Source organism: Pseudomonas lurida (assembly GCF_002563895.1).
In the GTDB taxonomy this organism is placed as follows: Bacteria; Pseudomonadota; Gammaproteobacteria; order Pseudomonadales; family Pseudomonadaceae; genus Aquipseudomonas; species Aquipseudomonas lurida.
The window spans coordinates 1934056-1950628 of record NZ_PDJB01000001.1; the positions used below are offsets into that span (position 1 = coordinate 1934056).

20 protein-coding genes are annotated in these 16573 nt (G+C 60.1%); 11 read left to right on the top strand and 9 right to left on the bottom strand.

All coding sequences use genetic code 11. The features are described 5' to 3' along the window. Positions 1-5: 5 nt before the first annotated feature. Together ATH90_RS08840 and ATH90_RS08845 are read right to left on the bottom strand one after the other, a co-directional pair. On the bottom strand, positions 6-731 hold the full coding sequence (locus ATH90_RS08840) for an ABC transporter permease (protein ID WP_069022494.1): 726 nt from the start codon (positions 729-731) through the stop codon (positions 6-8). Next, positions 728-1654, bottom strand: a complete 927-nt coding sequence (locus ATH90_RS08845; protein WP_069022496.1) for an ABC transporter ATP-binding protein — start codon at positions 1652-1654, stop codon at positions 728-730. Before ATH90_RS08845 ends, ATH90_RS08840 begins: the two co-directional genes overlap by 4 nt. Before the next feature lie 218 nt (positions 1655-1872). On the opposite strand from ATH90_RS08845, the gene ATH90_RS08850 reads away from it, so the two are divergent. Together ATH90_RS08850 and greB are read left to right on the top strand one after the other, a co-directional pair. Next, positions 1873-2859, top strand: a complete 987-nt coding sequence (locus ATH90_RS08850) for a hypothetical protein (RefSeq protein WP_098466100.1) — start codon at positions 1873-1875, stop codon at positions 2857-2859. A gap of 113 nt (positions 2860-2972) precedes the next feature. Further along, the gene (greB, locus tag ATH90_RS08855) at positions 2973-3446 is read left to right on the top strand and encodes a transcription elongation factor GreB (RefSeq protein WP_034102991.1); all 474 of its coding nucleotides are present in this window, start codon (positions 2973-2975) and stop codon (positions 3444-3446) included. A gap of 45 nt (positions 3447-3491) precedes the next feature. On the opposite strand, the gene ATH90_RS08860 is transcribed toward greB, so the two are convergent. Both ATH90_RS08860 and ATH90_RS08865 read right to left on the bottom strand, forming a co-directional pair. Then, positions 3492-6002, bottom strand: a complete 2511-nt coding sequence (locus tag ATH90_RS08860; protein WP_098466101.1) for an ABC transporter permease — start codon at positions 6000-6002, stop codon at positions 3492-3494. Further along, on the bottom strand, positions 6002-6685 hold the full coding sequence (locus ATH90_RS08865) for an ABC transporter ATP-binding protein (protein ID WP_010176179.1): 684 nt from the start codon (positions 6683-6685) through the stop codon (positions 6002-6004). The genes ATH90_RS08860 and ATH90_RS08865 overlap by 1 nt, the downstream gene beginning before the upstream one ends. A 10-nt stretch (positions 6686-6695) precedes the next feature. Between ATH90_RS08865 and ATH90_RS08870 the strand changes: the two genes are divergently transcribed. The 3 genes from ATH90_RS08870 to ATH90_RS08880 all read left to right on the top strand — a co-directional run bounded on the left by ATH90_RS08870 (position 6696) and on the right by ATH90_RS08880 (position 8695). After that, the gene (locus tag ATH90_RS08870) at positions 6696-7301 is read left to right on the top strand and encodes an arylesterase (protein WP_034102762.1); all 606 of its coding nucleotides are present in this window, start codon (positions 6696-6698) and stop codon (positions 7299-7301) included. Between the two features lie 58 nt (positions 7302-7359). After that, positions 7360-7653 (top strand): hypothetical protein, encoded by a 294-nt coding sequence (locus ATH90_RS08875; RefSeq protein WP_025859175.1) that lies wholly within the window; start codon positions 7360-7362, stop codon positions 7651-7653. Between the two features lie 73 nt (positions 7654-7726). Next, entirely contained in the window at positions 7727-8695 is a 969-nt protein-coding gene (locus ATH90_RS08880; protein WP_025859174.1) for a L,D-transpeptidase family protein, read from the top strand. A gap of 134 nt (positions 8696-8829) precedes the next feature. On the opposite strand, the gene oprI is transcribed toward ATH90_RS08880, so the two are convergent. Next, entirely contained in the window at positions 8830-9081 is a 252-nt protein-coding gene (gene oprI, locus ATH90_RS08885; protein WP_003172710.1) for an outer membrane lipoprotei OprI, read from the bottom strand. A 612-nt stretch (positions 9082-9693) separates the two neighbouring features. On the opposite strand from oprI, the gene ATH90_RS08890 reads away from it, so the two are divergent. After that, entirely contained in the window at positions 9694-9975 is a 282-nt protein-coding gene (locus tag ATH90_RS08890; protein WP_003189869.1) for a GNAT family N-acetyltransferase, read from the top strand. Between the two features lie 65 nt (positions 9976-10040). On the opposite strand, the gene ATH90_RS08895 is transcribed toward ATH90_RS08890, so the two are convergent. Continuing rightward, entirely contained in the window at positions 10041-11117 is a 1077-nt protein-coding gene (locus ATH90_RS08895; RefSeq protein WP_010211874.1) for a 3-deoxy-7-phosphoheptulonate synthase, read from the bottom strand. Between the two features lie 131 nt (positions 11118-11248). Then, on the bottom strand, positions 11249-11683 hold the full coding sequence (locus ATH90_RS08900; RefSeq protein WP_098466103.1) for a pilus assembly protein PilZ: 435 nt from the start codon (positions 11681-11683) through the stop codon (positions 11249-11251). Between ATH90_RS08900 and ATH90_RS08905 the strand changes: the two genes are divergently transcribed. The 5 genes from ATH90_RS08905 to cysB all read left to right on the top strand — a co-directional run bounded on the left by ATH90_RS08905 (position 11682) and on the right by cysB (position 15587). Then, a complete protein-coding gene (locus ATH90_RS08905) occupies positions 11682-12068 on the top strand; it encodes a thioredoxin family protein (RefSeq protein WP_034102767.1) in 387 nt (128 codons plus the stop codon). The two genes, ATH90_RS08900 and ATH90_RS08905, sit on opposite strands and share 2 nt — an antisense overlap. After that, the gene (locus tag ATH90_RS08910; RefSeq protein WP_098466104.1) at positions 12065-13018 is read left to right on the top strand and encodes a putative 2-dehydropantoate 2-reductase; all 954 of its coding nucleotides are present in this window, start codon (positions 12065-12067) and stop codon (positions 13016-13018) included. The genes ATH90_RS08905 and ATH90_RS08910 overlap by 4 nt, the downstream gene beginning before the upstream one ends. Positions 13019-13032: 14 nt before the next feature. Continuing rightward, positions 13033-13938, top strand: coding sequence for a 5'-nucleotidase (locus tag ATH90_RS08915; RefSeq protein WP_034102772.1), 906 nt, complete (start codon positions 13033-13035; stop codon positions 13936-13938). A gap of 70 nt (positions 13939-14008) precedes the next feature. Further along, positions 14009-14509, top strand: a complete 501-nt coding sequence (locus ATH90_RS08920) for a universal stress protein (protein ID WP_034102775.1) — start codon at positions 14009-14011, stop codon at positions 14507-14509. Between the two features lie 103 nt (positions 14510-14612). Next, entirely contained in the window at positions 14613-15587 is a 975-nt protein-coding gene (gene cysB / locus ATH90_RS08925) for an HTH-type transcriptional regulator CysB (protein WP_098466105.1), read from the top strand. Between the two features lie 48 nt (positions 15588-15635). On the opposite strand, the gene ATH90_RS08930 is transcribed toward cysB, so the two are convergent. Further along, a complete protein-coding gene (locus ATH90_RS08930; RefSeq protein ID WP_098467659.1) occupies positions 15636-16118 on the bottom strand; it encodes a GreA/GreB family elongation factor in 483 nt (160 codons plus the stop codon). 5 nt (positions 16119-16123) lie between these two features. Next, a complete protein-coding gene (locus ATH90_RS08935; protein WP_098466106.1) occupies positions 16124-16492 on the bottom strand; it encodes a hypothetical protein in 369 nt (122 codons plus the stop codon). Positions 16493-16573: the final 81 nt, after the last annotated feature.

Sequence of the window (16573 nt, forward strand, 5' to 3'; positions counted from 1 at the left end):
CCTTCTCAGCTGTGTTTGTAGTTGAAGGTGACTGTCGTCGCAGCGAGAAAGCCGAAGATCATGCTGACAAAGTAAAGCGTATCGCGAAGTGTAAGTTTTCCTTCGTCAATACTGCTGAATCGCACCATAGGATTAAGGGAGGCCAGGCTGTCGATCAACCATAAAGGGGATTGGTGTTCAAGCGCATCCAATAGAGCAGAAAGCCCACTGGCGGCCAGTAATAAAGACAGGGTCAGTACGAAAATGAGTGTGCGTTGCCGTACAAGGGCACATATAAAACAACCGGCCGACAGGTAGCTGCCCGCCAGTAACCAGCTCGCCACGAATTGTGAGGCGATAACACGGTTGTCTGCTTCACCCAGGTAGTTGGCAATGACAACGAGAGGAAACAGCAGCAACAGGGCTGTGCCTGCTACGAGCCAGGCGGCGAGGAATTTTCCGATGACCCATTCGAACGTCGTAATCGGCAGGGTTTTCATCAGTGCGAAGAAAACCGCGTTGGCTTCATCTGCCCACAGGTGGGTCGCCAAGGCGGGAACCAGCAGTAGATACAGCCAGGGGTGGAAGTGGAAGAACACCTGCAAGTCGGTCCCGTTTTGCTCCGGCCACGGGCTGACGTACAACCCGGATGTCACTGACAGCGCCAGGAAGATGGCAATGCTCAGGTAAGTACCGGGGGTGTGGGCATAGCTGACGAGCTGACGTTTTAGAATGATGGGCAATAGTTTCAAGCGGACGCCTCTTGGCTCAGGTGGTGGACCACATCATTCAGGCGACCTGGCTCAAGGTTCAGGGCGTTGATTTTCCAGCGGCGGTTGGCAATCAGTGTGTTGATAGGGGCATAGATGCTATGCCCTGGCATGGCGAGAACCGTCACTGTGCCGGGTGCGTGCCGATGCTCTTCGATGCCTGCCACGCCGGGTAGTACGGCCAGTGCCAGTAGATCCAACGGGCTCTCTGCGGCAAGGGTGACCGCCTGGAAGTGACGGGAACTGCGCTGCAGATCGGGCAGGGCGGTATCGGCCACCAGGCGACCGTCCGCAATCACCAAGGCACGGGTACACACTTCGGACAATTCATCACAGTGACGAGAGGCAATGACCACGGTCATTTCGTGTGTCAGGGATTGGATAAGCGCCCTGAATGCATGTTTCTGATCCGGTGCGAGCCCTTCGGTTGGCTCATCCAGCAGTAACAGGGTCGGGCCATGCAGGATGGCTTGGGCGATTGCGACTTTGCGCTTCCAGGCCATGGAGAGGGCGTCGAGGGGGGCATTGAGTACCGCAAACAGCTCCAGCCGTACGACAGCCTGCTCCACCCTGGCGCGCTTTTCGGCGCCATGGAACCCGCGAATGGCGGCGATGAAGTTCAGGAACGCTTTGACGGTCATCGTCGGGTGGCCGAGGTCGCTGGAATATTGATAGCCGACGAACTGCCTCGCGTGAAGTGCATGGGTTTGAGTATTGAACCCCTGGATATTGATATAACCGCTGGAGGGCTGCGTCGAACCGGCTATTAAATTGAGCAATGCTGTTTTGGTGGTGGGATCTTTTCCAAATAGCCCCAGGCATTCTTGTGGATGAGCGCTGAATGAAAAGTCGCTGATGATAGTTGTGTGACCCGTGTATTTTGTCAGATTGCTTATTTCGATCATTTTTTTACCGAATAAGTTTGGCGTGACGAGAGGGCGTTAAAAAAGGGTACGGGTATTGGGCTTTTTTGGGAACGCCGAACAGCCTTAATAAGAGAAGTCCTACGTGCGAGGCGGGTAAGTCGCTGAAACAATGTGGGGTGTTTTGGAGTGTCCAATTTTCGAGTGTTTACTTCTTGTTTGGATAAACTTGTTACCCTGCATATTGAGGCCTGAATGCGATGATGCTGCTACGTACCCTTGTTCTTGAACGCAACGGGCAGGATGCTCCGGTTAACGGCGCACTGCTCTGTGGGTTTGCTGTAGGTCAGACGGGCTCCAACTTTCTCGTTTATAGCCTGGATGAAGAGGTAGAGCCGGAAAGTTCCAGGGTTTATATCGCTGCGTTGCGTAAGAAGCTGGACCGGTACTTCCTCGGCGCAATTGAGTCCAAGGAAGACCTGCAGGTGGCATTGCAGGTGTTCAAGCAAATATTGACGTTGGCTTCTGCGGGAGCGAAGGCGGGTGCCGTCACCGAAACCCAAGTGCCCTATCACTTTGTCGACTTGAAAGGTTGCAAGCTGCCGCCTGCCAGGCCCGAGGACCATCACTCGGTGATCATCAAGAAGGCGTTGGTGATGAAAGTGATCACGCTGGGCATGTCGGCGCCAACGCTACCGGCCATTGAAAGCGCCTCTGTGATCGTGCCGTCCATTCGATTTTCGTCGCAAATGATCTCACCTCCCAGGGGGCCGAATCCCTCCAGGCCAGAACATACGCCAGTGCAAGAACATCCCGTCGAGGAGATCCGGCAGTCACCTGTCGAAGCGCCTGTGGTCATGGGGCAGGCCGCACCTGACGTCCAACCTGGGCCCGAGGTGCAGGCGCCCCTGACACTCCCATCGTCGGGTGACCACAGCACTTTGTTCGAGGTGGACAGCACATTGACCAATCTCGCCCGGGTGGCTCAAGAGCTGACCCAGCAAAAACGCGTGGTAATCGAACGGGAATCGGCCCTTGAGCAATGGCAAGCACGGTTGCAGCAGGAGCAGGGTCAACTGGATGAGAAGGTTCGAGACCTGGAGCAACGCACCACTCTCGTGCAGGATCAGTCGCTTGCCGTCAGCCAGAGGACCGAAGCGCTGACGGTGATGATGTCGCAGGTGGCGGGTGTGCGGCAGAGCCTGCGGGGCCTGCTGCTTGAACTGGATCAGGTGTTGGACAGCTAGACTGTTGTGGCTACTTTCCCGGGTTCATTTATCATCAACGCCAGCCAACCGAAGCCTGGGTCTGAACCCCGAGCGGATCGGCACTTATGGACATTGCCTGGGGATGTAAGCGTTTGAGTACCAAGCTGATTACCAAAGAGGGTCATGAGGCGCTGAAGAAGGAGCTGGATTACCTGTGGCGTGAAAAGCGCCCGGATACCACGCGCAAAGTGACCTGGGCCGCCTCGCTGGGAGACCGGAGCGAGAATGCGGACTACCAGTACAACAAGAAACTGCTGCGTGAGATCGATCGCCGTGTGCGTTACCTGCGCAAGCGCCTCGAAGACATGCGCGTGGTGGAGTACATGCCCGAGCAGGAGGGCAAGGTTTTTTTCGGTGCCTGGGTGGAAATCGAAAACGAGCAGGGTGAGACCAAGCGTTTTCGCATCGTCGGCTATGACGAGATTTACGATCGCATGGATTACATCTCCATCGACTCACCCATGGCCCGTGCGCTGTTGCGCAAGGAAGTGGACGATGAGGCCATCGTGCAAACCCCAAGTGGTGAAGTGTGCTGGTGGATCACCAAGATCGAGTACGTGAAGTGAGCCGCGTTGGCCCGCACGCTGTGAGGCAGGCGGGCCAACGGCGTTTCAACCTTCGCGCAGTACGGTCAGCGGGCTGGCATTCAATGCGCGACGAGTGCCAAACACGCCGGCACCACCGATCAGCACGGCACCGATCACCGGCAGCAACAGCAGCCACGGGTGAGGCTGCCACGCCAGGTCAAACGCGTAGCGGTACAGCACGAACGTCACCAGCTCCGTGCCCAGGGCCGCCAGCAGCCCGCTGACGGCACCCAGCAAGCCAAACTCGATACGCCTGGCCTTGACCAACAGCTTGCGTTCGGCGCCCAGTGCGCGCAGCAGGGCGCCTTGGCGGATACGTTCATCCAGGGTGGCTTGCAGGCCGGAGAACAACACCGCCATTCCCGCCGCCAGTACAAACAGCAGCACGTACTCCACCGCCAGGGTCACTTGGGCGAGGATGCTGCGCAGTTGCTCCAACAACGCTTCGACTTGCAGGATGGTCACCGCCGGGAACGCCCGGGACAGGTCAACGATCTGTTGGTCATGCCCTGGCGCAAGATAGAAGCTGGTCAGGTAGGTGGTCGGCAGGTCCTTCAAGGTGCCCGGCTGGAAAATCATGAAGAAGTTGGGTTGGAAGTTATCCCAGTTGATGGTCCGCAGGCTGGTCACCCGCGCCTCACGATTTTCCCCGCCCACCGTGAACACCAGGTGGTCATTGAGCTTCAGCTTGAGGCTTTGCGCCACCTTGGCTTCTACGGAGACACCAGGGATTTCATCGGTGGGTTGCTGTGACCACCACGAGCCCTCTGTGAGGACGTTGCCTGGCGGCAGGTCGGCGGCCCAGGTCAGGCTCAGGTCGCGTTGTACCGCACGATCGCCACTGGAGTCTTTGCTGACGATTTCCTGCACGGGTTCGCCATTGATACTGATCAGGCGACCCGGCACCACGGGGTACAGTGGCGCGGATTGCGCCTGCACTTCCAGCAGGCGGGTGCCAAAGGCTTCCTTGTCGGCGGGCAGGATATTCAGGGCAAAATAGTTGGGCGCGTCCTTGGGCAACTGGTTTTGCCAGGTGTCGAGCAACTCGCCGCGCAACAGGGCGATCAAGCCCATGGACAGCAGGATCAAGCCAAACGCCAGGGATTGACCGGCCGCCGCCAGCGGGTGGCGCAGCAACTGGCCCAGGCCCAGGCGCCATGGCAGGGAGGCACGTGCCAGCAGGCGACGCAGGCTTTGCAGCAAAAGCAGCAGCAGGCCGCCAAGCACCAGTGCAGCCACCACGCCGCCGCCGAGCAGCGCGAAGGTCAGCACCAGGTCGAGGCTCAGGCGCCACATGATCAGCCCCAATGCAAACAACGCCGCGCCGTAGACCATCCAGGTACTGGAAGGAATCGGCAGCAGGTCTCGGCGCAACACCCGTAGCGGTGGCACCCGACCCAGTGCGGCCAGGGGCGGCAGGGCAAAGCCGGCGAGTGCGACGAGGCCGGTGCCGATCCCGGCAATCGCCGGTAGCAGCCCGCCGGGTGGAACGTCTGCCGGCAGCAGGTCGTGGAGGAAGTAGAACAGACCGAACTGCGCCAGCCAGCCGAGCAGGGCGCCGGTCAGGCTGGCCAGCAGCCCCAGGACGCTCAGTTGCAGGCTGAACAGCAACATGGCTTCACGCCGTGACAACCCCAGGCAGCGCAGCAATGCACTGGCGTCGAAACGTCGGGTGGCGAAGCGATTGGCCGACAGCGCCACGGCGACACCCGCCAACAGCACTGCCACCAGGCTGGCCATGTTCAGGTAGCGCTCGGCCTTGCCCAGGGCTCCACCGATCTGCTGGTTGCCATCGCGCGAGTCCTGCAGGCGCTGGTTGGCGGCGAGCCCCGGCTTGACCAGGTCACGATAGGTTTGCAGCACCGTGCTGCCCTGTGGCCCGCGCCATAATTCGCGGTAACTGACGCGGCTGCCGGGTTGCACCACGCCGGTGGCATCCAGGTCCGCCAGGTTGATCATCACCCTGGGTGTGAGGCTGTAGAAGTTACCGGCGCGGTCCGGCTCATAGGTAAGGACGCGGGCGAGGCGCAGCGTCTTCATGCCCACATCGATGCTGTCGCCGACCTTGAGGTCCAGTGCGGTCAGCAGTCGTGCTTCCACCCAGGCTTCACCAGGTTTGGGGCCACCGCCCGGCGTTTCATCGCCGAAGGGCGCCGCGGCGCTCTTGAGTTCACCGCGCAGCGGGTACTGTTCGTTGACTGCCTTGATGCTGGAAAGCTGGATATCGTTATCGGTGGCAATGACGCTGGAGAACTCAACGACGCGGGCGTGATCCAGGCCCAGCTCGGTGCCGGACTGGATCTGCTCGGGACGGGCCGGCGAGCTGCCTTCGAGCACCAGGTCGGCGCCCAGGAATTCGGTGGCGCGCAACAGCATCGCGCCATTGAGGCGCGCGCCGAAGTAACCGATGGCGGTGCTGGCAGCGACGGCCACCAACAGGGCGAAGAACAACACGCGCAATTCGCCGGCGCGGGCATCGCGCAGTAATTGGCGCATGGCAAGGCTGAACAGGCGCAACAGCGGCAAACGTGCCATCAAGGCTCCAGGGGCGCGACCATCAGGCCGGCTTCAAGGCGGATCAGGCGCCGGCAACGATGGGCCAGGCGCTCGTCGTGGGTGACCAGTACCAGGGTCGTGCCGCTCTCTTTGTTGAGTTCGAACAGCAGGTCGCTGATGCGCTCGCCCGTGTGGCTGTCGAGGTTGCCGGTGGGTTCATCGGCAAACAGCACATCCGGCTCTGCGGCAAAGGCGCGGGCAATGGCCACCCGTTGCTGCTCGCCACCGGAGAGTTGGCGCGGCGAATGGGTCAGGCGTTGGCCCAGGCCTACGCGCTCCAGCAGGTGCCGGGCGCGCTCGCGGGCGTCCTTGCGGCCATCCAGCTCCAGCGGCAGCATGACGTTTTCCAGCGCGTTGAGGCTGTCGAGCAGTTGGAACGACTGGAAGACAAAACCTACATGCTCGGCACGGATGCGCGCGCGCTGGTCTTCGTCGAGGGTGCTGAGGGCTTGCCCGGCGAGGGTGACTTCGCCGCTGCTGGGCAGGTCGAGGCCGGCCAGCAGGCCCAGAAGGGTGGATTTGCCGGAACCGGAAGCACCGACGATAGCAAGGCTATCGCCCTTGTTCAGTTCCAGGCTCAGTTCGTGCAGGATAGTCAGTTCACCTTCCGCGCTGGGAACCACTTTGCTAAGGTTCCGCGCGGTGAGAATGCTTGCGCCCATGGAGAATCCGATGCGAATGTGGTTTTTGAGTGCTGGCCTGGCCTTGATGTGCATGGCCCAGAACGCAGCGGCGGGTACAGTCCTGATCGTTGGCGATAGTATCAGTGCCGGTTTCGGCCTGGATACCAGCAAAGGGTGGGTTGCCCTGTTGCAGCAACGGCTCAAGCAGGAAGGTTTCGACGATAAAGTGGTCAATGCTTCCATCAGCGGCGATACCAGCGCGGGAGGCCTGGCGCGGCTGCCGGCGGCGCTTGCAGAGCATAAGCCGGACGTGGTGGTGATCGAGTTGGGTGGCAACGACGGCCTGCGCGGTCAGCCGCCTGCGCAATTGCAACAAAATCTTGCGTCGATGATTGACCAGTCCAAGGCCGGTGGTGCCAAGGTGTTGCTGTTGGGGATGCAGTTGCCGCCCAATTATGGCCCGCGATACACCACCGCGTTTGCCGAAGTCTATGGCGCGTTGGCCAAGGAAAAAAATGTCCCGCTGGTGCCGTTTTTCCTCGAAGGCGTGGGCGGTCATCCCGAGCTGATGCAGGCCGATCAGTTGCACCCGGCGGTCGGTGCCCAGGGCAAGTTGCTGGAAAATGTCTGGCCGACGCTAAAACCGCTGTTATGACGCTTTTCTACCGGCAGGCTTTCGGCTAAGGTGGCGCCCCCCCGATTTGGAGCCCTTGATGTCGCGTCCTGCCTGGTCCCTGTTTAACTACCAACTGATCGAGCCGGACGAGCAGCTGGATCTGTTCGCCTGCCAGGAAGTGCGGGTGCATCTGGTGACGCGTCAATTGGAACTGGGCGGCTCCATCGATCGCACGCTGTGTGGCACGCTATTGCCTGCGCAACCGCGTTGGTCGCGGGTCGATCGTTCGATCTTCCAGGACCAGCGCCTGTGCCCGTTATGCCGTGCCATCCTGGAGTCCCAGAAGCGGGGTACACCGCCGATCTGGCCGGAGCTGCGTTTCGAGTTGTAGGGGGCAGCTAGAACCGCGCTTCACGTATACAATCGATTTTTACCTACCCGTCGTTCTGCGAAGGATTTTCCGGATGTTGTCGCGCCTTTCCGTCGTCACCTGCTGCCTGTCCCTCGCTGCACTTTGTGCGGCCGGTTCTGCGTCAGCCTTGCAGTTGCCCTTGCCCCCACCGGGTGAAGACATCGTCGGTCAGGTCCAGGTGATCAAGGCCAAGTACGAAGACACCTTTGCCGACCTGGGCACCACCTATGACCTGGGTTATTCGGAGATGGTCGCGGCCAACCCCGGCGTCGATGCCTGGTTGCCGGGCGCGGGTACCGAGATCGTGCTGCCGACGCGCTTCATCCTGCCGCCCGGGCCTCGGGAAGGCATCGTGATCAACCTGGCCGAATACCGTCTCTATTACTTCCCCAAGGGCCAGAACGTGGTCTACACCTTCCCATTGGGGATCGGTCGGGAAGGCTGGGGTTCGCCCATCGCCCACACCAGCATCATTGCCAAGACGCCCAACCCGACCTGGACCCCGCCAGCCTCGATCAAGGCTGAGCATGCGGCCAACGGCGACCCGCTGCCCAACGTGGTGCCGGCCGGGCCGGACAACCCACTGGGCCCGTTCAAGTTCACCCTGGGCACGCCGGGTTACCTGATCCACGGTTCGAACATGAAATTCGGTATCGGCACGCGTACAAGTCACGGCTGCTTCCGCATGTTCAACAACAACGTGCTGGAAATGGCCGGCATGGTGCCGGTGGGGACGTCGGTGCGCATCATCAACGATGCCTACAAGTTCGGCAGCAGTGGCGGCAAGGTGTACCTCGAAGCCCATACGCCGTTGAATGATGACGGTACGCCGTCGGTGGTCGACAAGCACACTGCGGTGATCAACGCCTTGCTCAAGCGTGAAGACCTGGCCAATAACCTGCGGGTCAACTGGGACCAGGTGCGTGACGTGGTTGCGGCGGAAGATGGTTTGCCGACGGAGATCGGCGTACCTGGCGCCGCCTCGGTCGCGGCCAGCGCGCCGATCGACCTGCAGCAATAAGTCGCTCGATCATAAGCCCGCCACGGCCTTGCGCCGGGGCGGGTTTTTTATTGCCTGCGATCGCGGCACAAACCCCAGGCAATAAAAAAGCCGATCCAAAAATGGATCGGCTTGATAACAATCCCGAGGGATTATTACTTGCGGCTAGCTTTTTCAAGCATACGCAGGGCGCGCTCGTTAGCTTCGTCAGCAGTCTGTTGTGCTTTTTGAGCAGCAGCCAGAGCTTCATCAGCTTTACGGTAGGCTTCGTCTGCACGAGCCTGGGAGCGAGCTGCTGCGTCTTCAGTTGCAGTCAGACGTGCTTCGGTTTCTTTGGAGACGCTGCTGCAACCGGTAGCCAGAACTGCGGCCAGAGCCAGTGCAGAGAATTTCAGAACGTTGTTCATCGTGTTCCCCTTCAAGGACTTTCTATTAGATGGCTAGTATCTCAGAGTGAGCTAATAGCCGGCGTACATACTACCCATTACTTGTAGTAAGTAAACTGACGTAGCGCAAGAAGCAAAAAAAATTCTCGCGCCGAATCTATTTTGGCTAACCTTTTGAAGGTTTGTATAAAAACCGTCCAAATTTTTTCAATCAGGCGACAATTGGATCCAGGCTGAAAGGGCCGGCCCACATGTGTTAAGCCCTGTAGACAGATGAAAATTTATATATCCACGCTGACACTTCCGTGCCGCATGGCTTTGCGGGGCCCAGCATCTTTTGCGCATGTAGAGGTGACTTTAAGAGCGTCTGTTCGTCTTAAGGTTCAACTGCCGGCAATGTTCAGGCTTTCGATCATCGGTTGATCGGAGCCCTTTCTATATCCACCAGCGGCAGGGGATGACGAGTGCGCCTTGAGCAATTGCAGGATTGGCGCCTACTATTCCCTACGTGCTGGTTGTGAGCGCTCAGGGTTTTCTCGTTGTCGAAACCGGCACGGGGTGGCGTAGATGTTCCTTCGCCGGAAAAACATCGGTAAGGTAGGGGTCAGAAACCAAGACCCGCGAGGAGTAGTGATGAGCGAGGCGTTGTCCATCCACCATGACCAGGCTGGTCATCAGTTCGAGACCAATGTGGACGGTCATCGTGCCTATCTGACCTATATGGACCTCGGCAAACAGACCCTGGATATCTATCGGACCTTCGTGCCCAACGCACTGCGAGGCCGTGGTATTGCGGCGGCATTGACCGAGGAAGCCTTGAAGTTCGCCGAAGAGGCAGGCTACACGGTGATCCCGTCCTGCTCCTACGTCGAACGCTACATGGAGCGCCACCAGCGCCATGCCGCAAAGCTGTAGGGTCTAAACCAGCAGCATGAAAAACGCCGGGCTTAGCCCGGCGTTTTTGTGTGCGCAGTTTAAAGTCAGGTGCGCTTGCGCTTGGGCAATACGTCCTTGAGCTTGGCGTGCATGCTGCGCAGGGTGTTTTCGGTAGCGGACCAATCGATGCAGGCATCGGTGATCGACACGCCGTACTGCAAGTCGGCCAGGTCTTTTGGAATGGCCTGGCAACCCCAGTTCAGGTGGCTCTCGACCATCAGGCCGATGATCGACTGGTTGCCTTCCAGGATCTGGTTGGCGACGTTTTCCATAACCAGCGGCTGCAGGGCCGGGTCCTTGTTGGAGTTGGCGTGGCTGCAGTCGACCATGATGTTCGGCTTGATCTTGGCCTTGTTCAGCGCCTGCTCGCACAGGGCAACGCTGACCGAATCATAGTTGGGCTTGCCGTTGCCGCCACGCAGCACCACGTGACCGTAGGCGTTGCCCTTGGTGGTGACGATGGACACGCCACCTTCCTGGTTGATACCCAGGAAACGGTGTGGGCTGGATACCGACTGCAGCGCATTGATCGCTACGGTCAGGCCGCCATCGGTGCCGTTCTTGAAGCCCACGGCCGAGGACAGGCCGGACGCCATTTCACGGTGAGTCTGGGATTCGGTGGTACGTGCGCCGATGGCCGACCAGCTGATCAGGTCCTGCAGGTACTGCGGGGAGATCGGGTCGAGGGCTTCGGTGGCGGTGGGCAGGCCCATCTCGGCCAGGTCGAGCAACAATTGACGACCGATGTGCAGGCCGTCCTGGATCTTGAACGAGTCGTCCAGGTACGGGTCGTTGATCAAGCCTTTCCAGCCGACGGTGGTACGCGGCTTCTCGAAATAGACGCGCATCACCAGGTACAAGGTGTCGGACACTTCCGCGGCCAGCACCTTGAGGCGCTCGGCGTACTCGTGGGCAGCCTTGAGGTCGTGGATCGAGCAAGGCCCGATGACGACGAACAGGCGGTGGTCGGTACCGTCGAGAATGTCACGGATGACTTCGCGGCCCTTGGTGACGGTCTGCAGGGCAGCGTCGCTCAAAGGGATTTCGCGCTTGAGCTGATCGGGCGTGATCAGGGTCTCGTTGGATTCGACGTTTAGGTCATTGATCGGTAAATCAGCCATCGTGTTACTCGTCAGGGTCACGGGTGCCGGCCGCCAGCCATCCCCGTGCGGCGGAGCACAGCATGATTTGAATGCAGGGGGGAGGAACCTTAGCGCGTAACACTGGCCCGCGACAATGGGCAAAGCCCGCTTTAATCCAGCGCTGGCGCCACAAATGCCTCATGGGAGAACTCAATGGCATGGCGCGATACCCACTCGCGGGCCAGGGCTTCGAGTTGCTGGGGTGTCGGTTCGGCGTCTTCGTGCTGGCGGCAGTAACGCTCTATCCGGCATGCTTGCTCACCCATTCGCGCACCGAACAGTGCATGCTCGTCGGTAAACGAGATGCCGATCCGGTAGCCGTTTTCCACTTTGCGGCACCACGCCACGTAGCCTGGATAACGCGCGCTGGCGCCCAGGGAGGGGATGTGCAGATCCACGGCCGTGCCCTCGCGCCAGGCACGCGGCCAATTGCAGGCGACACCGCCCAGGCCGGTAGTGTGCAGGCGTTGGCGGGGGATAGCGGGAGAGGGGCGTTGGATTAACTCGACAGCGACATCATCAGGGTGAGGTAAAAAACGACCCATGTACACGGACTCCGAGCACCGTCCAATTGACGGCGGTGGCAGCAGTATAGTGAAGGAACTGGAATTAACCGACCTGGATATTGACCAGCAATTGCTGGGATTGCCAGGTATTTCGCTCGTCGTGTTCACAAGCCCCGGGTGTTCCAGTTGCCGTTGGGCGCGCCAGCAATTGCCAGGCTGGTCGTTACCGGTAGACCGGGTGTGCTGGGTGGACGCCGGGGATAACGGCGGTGCGGTCGAGCGTTACCAGATCTTTCATTTGCCGGCATTGTTCGTGGTGTGCGAGGGTCAATTCCTCGGGCAACTACAGACACGCCTTACGCGCCCTGACGTTGCTGACGCGATTAAACAAGCGCTTACCCGCACCCCAGAGGATCTGCCATGACCGCACGTTCACCCCGCATTGGCATCATCGGCACCGGCGCCATCGGCGGTTTCTACGGTTTGATGCTGGCGCGCGCCGGTTTCGACGTGCACTTCCTGTTGCGCAGTGAATACGCGGCCGTCAGCGAGCGCGGCCTGCACCTCAACAGTACCGTGCATGGTCCCTTGCACCTGCACCCCGTGCAGGCCTATGCCCGCGCTGCCGATATGCCGCCCTGCGACTGGCTGCTGGTGGGCACCAAGTCGACCGGCAACGTCGAGCTGGCCCCGACCATTGCCCAGGTGGCGGCGCCGGAGGCCAAGGTGGTGTTGCTGCAAAACGGCCTCGATGTTGAAGACAGCCTGCGTGAACACTTGCCGCCGTCGCTGCACTTGCTGGGTGGCCTGTGCTACATCGGCGTGCACCGTTCTGCGCCCGGCGTTATCGAGCACCAGGCGTTGGGCCGGGTCAACCTGGGCTATCACAGCGGCACGGCAGCCAATGACGAAACCCTGCAAAAGGCGATTGTCGAAGCCGGCGCCGGGTTGTTTCACGAGGCCGGTATCGAGTCCCAGACCATGGCCAATGTGCATCAGGCTCGTTGGCACAAACTGGTGTGGAACGTGCCCTACAACGGCCTCTCCGTGTTATTGGGCACCGGCACCACGGCCATGATGGCGGACGAGTCCAGCCGCGAGCTGATCCAGGCGCTGATGGCTGAAGTGGTGCAGGGCGCCCACGCCTGCGGTCATGAAATTCCTCACAGCTACGCCGAGCAAATGTTCACCATGACCGAAACCATGGACGACTATCTGCCGAGCATGTACCACGATCACGTGCATAAGCGCCCGCTGGAACTGGCGGCGATTTATGCCCGGCCACTCGCCGCCGCAAAAGCCGCGGGTTGCGAACTGCCGCGGATGCAGGCGCTCTACCAGGCCTTGAGTTTTATTGATCGGCGTAACCGCTGAGTAGGAGGGACACCATGGCAAAGGGCTTGGGCGACAAACTGGTGCTGGCGATTTCCTCGCGGGCACTCTTTGACTTGAGTGAAAGCCACAAGGTCTACCTGGCCGAAGGGGTCGAGACCTATCGCCAGTACCAGATCGAGCACGAGGAGGAGATCCTCGCGCCCGGCGACGCCTTTCCGCTGGTCGAGAAGCTGCTCAGCCTCAATGCCAGCCTCGGCCGTGCCCGGGTCGAAGTGGTGCTGGTGTCGCGCAACAGCGCGGACACCGGCCTGCGCGTGTTCAACTCGATCCAGCATTACGGCCTGGATATTTCCCGCGCCGCTTTTGTAGGAGGGCGTAGTCCTTATCCTTATTTGGCGGCGTTTGGTTGTCATCTGTTTTTATCGACCCATGCTGAGGATGTGCGCAGTGCCCTCGATGCCGGCTTTGCGGCGGCGACGATTCTGTCCGGCGGCCCGAACCGTGCCTCCAGCGAAGAACTGCGCATTGCCTTCGACGGCGACGCGGTGCTGTTTTCCGATGAGTCGGAGCGGGTGTACCAGGCCGGTGGCCTGGAAGCGTTCCAGGCCAATGAGCGCGAGTCGGCGCGTCAGCCTTTGCACGGCGGTCCTTTCAAAGGGTTTCTCGCGGCACTCAATTTGTTGCAGCGCGAGTTCGCCGATGAGGCCTGCCCGATCCGCACCGCCCTGGTCACTGCTCGATCGGCGCCGTCGCACGAGCGGGTGATTCGCACGTTGCGTGAGTGGGATATCCGCCTGGACGAATCATTGTTCCTGGGTGGCCTGGAAAAATCCGCGTTCCTGGAGGCTTTCGCCGCCGATGTATTTTTCGATGACCAGGCCGGTCATTGCGAGAAAGCCATGGAGTTTGTCACCACCGGGCATGTGCCCCATGGCATCAGTAATGAGGTGAAGGTCTAAGTCAAAACAAGTCGCCTGGGCGCTGCTAAGCTCATTTCATCTCCGCCATCCTGGCAGTCCAGGAGGTTCTATGATTCGTTCGATGCTGTACGCCACGGACCTCGGTCTGTACGCGCCTTATGTGATGCAGCATGCGCTGGCGCTGGCCCGGACGTTCAAGGCAGATTTGTATGTGATTCACGTGGTCGAGCCCATCGGGCTGTTCGCCGAATCCGTGTTACAGAGCTACCTTGATGAGCAGGCCCTGAGTGAATGGCAGAGCCAGGGGTTGACGACGGTGATGGCGACGATCGAGCAGCGGGTGCTGGACAGTTTTCGCGAAGAGTTGGGGGACGGGGAGCAAGACCTGAAATTGATTCGCTCGGTACGGGTGATCCAGGGGGACCCGTGCGAGGTGATTCTCGACCAGCTATGCAAACTTTCCGTAGACCTGTTGATCGTCGGCAGTCACAGCCATGCAACCGCGGCGGCTACCCCGCTGGGGCGCACGGCAGCACGGGTGCTGCAGTTGTCCACGGTGCCGGTTTACCTGGTGCCTGCGTTGCAACGTCGCCGCAGTGATGACGTGTGATAGGTAAGAACGATAAAAAGTTCTAGATTTATCCATCGAACCTTTAATATAGTTATATACCGTCGCTGATACCCGTGGCGTCTATCTGCTTTGAGGGACACATATGAAGCTTCAACAACTGCGCTACATCTGGGAAGTGGCGCACCACGACCTCAACGTTTCCGCTACCGCTCAAAGCCTCTACACCTCGCAACCTGGTATCAGCAAGCAGATCCGCCTGCTCGAAGATGAGTTGGGCGTCGAAGTGTTCGCGCGCAGCGGCAAGCACCTGACACGTGTCACCCCGGCCGGTGAGCGCATCATCACCACCGCTGGCGAGATCCTGCGCAAAGTCGAAAGCATCAAGCAGATCGCCCAGGAATTCTCCAACGAGAAGAAGGGCACGCTGTCCATCGCCACCACCCACACCCAGGCACGCTATGCCTTGCCGCCGGTGATCCGCGATTTCATCAAGCAGTACCCGGACGTGGCGTTGCACATGCACCAGGGTTCGCCCATGCAGATCGCCGAGATGGCCGCTGACGGCACCGTCGATTTCGCCATCGCCACCGAAGCCCTGGAGCTGTTCGGTGACCTGGTGATGATGCCGTGCTACCGCTGGAACCGTTGCGTGGTCGTGCCTCAAGGTCACCCTTTGGCCAAGCTGTCGAAGCTGACCCTGGAAGCCCTGGCCGAATACCCGATCGTGACTTACGTGTTCGGTTTCACCGGCCGTTCCAAGCTCGACGAAGCCTTCAGCCATCGCGGCCTGACGCCAAAAGTGGTATTCACCGCGGCCGACGCCGACGTGATCAAGACTTATGTGCGCCTGGGCCTGGGCGTGGGTATCGTCGCCAAGATGGCGGTCGATACCGCGCTCGACAAAGACCTGGTGGTGCTCGATGCCAGCGAGTTATTCGAGTCCAGCGTCACCAAGATCGGCTTCCGGCGTGGTACGTTCCTGCGTGGCTTCATGTGCGATTTCATCGAGAAATTTGCGCCGCACCTGACGCGCGAAGTCATGGCCAAGGCGATCCAGTGCCACAACAAGCAGGAGCTGGAAGAGCTGTTCGACGGCGTTGAATTACCGGTTCACTGACACCGTGGGCGCCGGCTTCCTGTAGTAAGGGAGCGCGGCCCTGGCGTTTTATCTGGCCTCGGTAACCGTAAAATGTTGCCGGGCGCCTGCCACCAGAATCTCCACCTCATCACCTTCGAACTTGCCCAGCAGGCTTTTGCCCAGCGGCGAGCGCGGGGTAATGACGGTCACCGGTTGCCCGACCACGTCCACCTTCAAGCCCGCCGCATCCGGCGCCAGGAACAGCCACTGCTGGCGGCCGTGCTCATCTTCCAGGCCCAGTAGCGCGCCGATCTCTATGCCCCGCTGATCATCGTAGGCCCGCAGTGCCATGGTCTGGCACAGCGCCAGTGCCTGCTTGATTTCCTCGACTCGCTTGGCTTGCCCTGCCGCCAGGTAGGACGCCTCCAGGCCCAGGGTGTCGTACTTGTTTTCGGCGATGTTTTCTACGTGGGTCGCGGTTTCGTAGGCGGTCTGCGCGGCCCGTTGGGCGATGTCGAGGTCGACGCTGAGCTTTTCCAGGACCCGGTGGTGGACGGCGTGTTTATTCATGGTCATCAATCGCAGAATTGCAGGACATTGGCCCGGGTCTTTTCGTTGGGAGCGTTCTGGTCCTGTTGCAGCCAGAACTGGCATTTGGGGTTGGACAGGTTGCGCGCATTGTTGCGGGCCTGGTCCAGGGTTTGTTGCTGCTCCTGCTTGTGCAGGTTCTGTTGATATTGCTCGAACATGCGATTAGGCGGTTCGGGCGCCACAACCGTGGGCTTGCCCAGTTGCTGCACCGCTTGGGCCACCGGCGCCAGGCTCTGTGGGAACAGGTAGCGTGAAGCCAGCCAGGCAGTCAGCACGATGGCGATAAACCCCAGCCACACGCCAAACGCGATAGCGGCACTGAGTTTGAACAGCGACAACGGACGGTCAGACATGATGGCCTCCTGGCAGGCATTTACGGCGTGGCGGCGATTGTCGCACAGCCACCGTGCAGAATAATCGCGATCAAGCCTTCT

Excerpts from the sequence above, each read along its gene's own strand:
- ATH90_RS08930 (WP_098467659.1), bottom strand. The coding sequence starts at position 16,118 with ATGAATAAACACGCCGTCCACCACCGGGTCCTGGAAAAGCTCAGCGTC.
- ATH90_RS08845 (WP_069022496.1), bottom strand. The coding sequence starts at position 1,654 with ATGATCGAAATAAGCAATCTGACAAAATACACGGGTCACACAACTATC.
- ATH90_RS08910 (WP_098466104.1), top strand. The coding sequence starts at position 12,065 with ATGACCGCACGTTCACCCCGCATTGGCATCATCGGCACCGGCGCCATC.
- ATH90_RS08900 (WP_098466103.1), bottom strand. The coding sequence starts at position 11,683 with ATGGGTCGTTTTTTACCTCACCCTGATGATGTCGCTGTCGAGTTAATC.
- oprI (WP_003172710.1), bottom strand. The coding sequence starts at position 9,081 with ATGAACAACGTTCTGAAATTCTCTGCACTGGCTCTGGCCGCAGTTCTG.
- ATH90_RS08870 (WP_034102762.1), top strand. The coding sequence starts at position 6,696 with ATGCGAATGTGGTTTTTGAGTGCTGGCCTGGCCTTGATGTGCATGGCC.
- cysB (WP_098466105.1), top strand. The coding sequence starts at position 14,613 with ATGAAGCTTCAACAACTGCGCTACATCTGGGAAGTGGCGCACCACGAC.
- ATH90_RS08905 (WP_034102767.1), top strand. The coding sequence starts at position 11,682 with ATGTACACGGACTCCGAGCACCGTCCAATTGACGGCGGTGGCAGCAGT.
- ATH90_RS08875 (WP_025859175.1), top strand. The coding sequence starts at position 7,360 with ATGTCGCGTCCTGCCTGGTCCCTGTTTAACTACCAACTGATCGAGCCG.
- ATH90_RS08895 (WP_010211874.1), bottom strand. The coding sequence starts at position 11,117 with ATGGCTGATTTACCGATCAATGACCTAAACGTCGAATCCAACGAGACC.
- ATH90_RS08915 (WP_034102772.1), top strand. The coding sequence starts at position 13,033 with ATGGCAAAGGGCTTGGGCGACAAACTGGTGCTGGCGATTTCCTCGCGG.
- ATH90_RS08850 (WP_098466100.1), top strand. The coding sequence starts at position 1,873 with ATGATGCTGCTACGTACCCTTGTTCTTGAACGCAACGGGCAGGATGCT.
- ATH90_RS08935 (WP_098466106.1), bottom strand. The coding sequence starts at position 16,492 with ATGTCTGACCGTCCGTTGTCGCTGTTCAAACTCAGTGCCGCTATCGCG.
- ATH90_RS08920 (WP_034102775.1), top strand. The coding sequence starts at position 14,009 with ATGATTCGTTCGATGCTGTACGCCACGGACCTCGGTCTGTACGCGCCT.
- ATH90_RS08865 (WP_010176179.1), bottom strand. The coding sequence starts at position 6,685 with ATGGGCGCAAGCATTCTCACCGCGCGGAACCTTAGCAAAGTGGTTCCC.
- ATH90_RS08860 (WP_098466101.1), bottom strand. The coding sequence starts at position 6,002 with ATGGCACGTTTGCCGCTGTTGCGCCTGTTCAGCCTTGCCATGCGCCAA.
- ATH90_RS08880 (WP_025859174.1), top strand. The coding sequence starts at position 7,727 with ATGTTGTCGCGCCTTTCCGTCGTCACCTGCTGCCTGTCCCTCGCTGCA.
- ATH90_RS08890 (WP_003189869.1), top strand. The coding sequence starts at position 9,694 with ATGAGCGAGGCGTTGTCCATCCACCATGACCAGGCTGGTCATCAGTTC.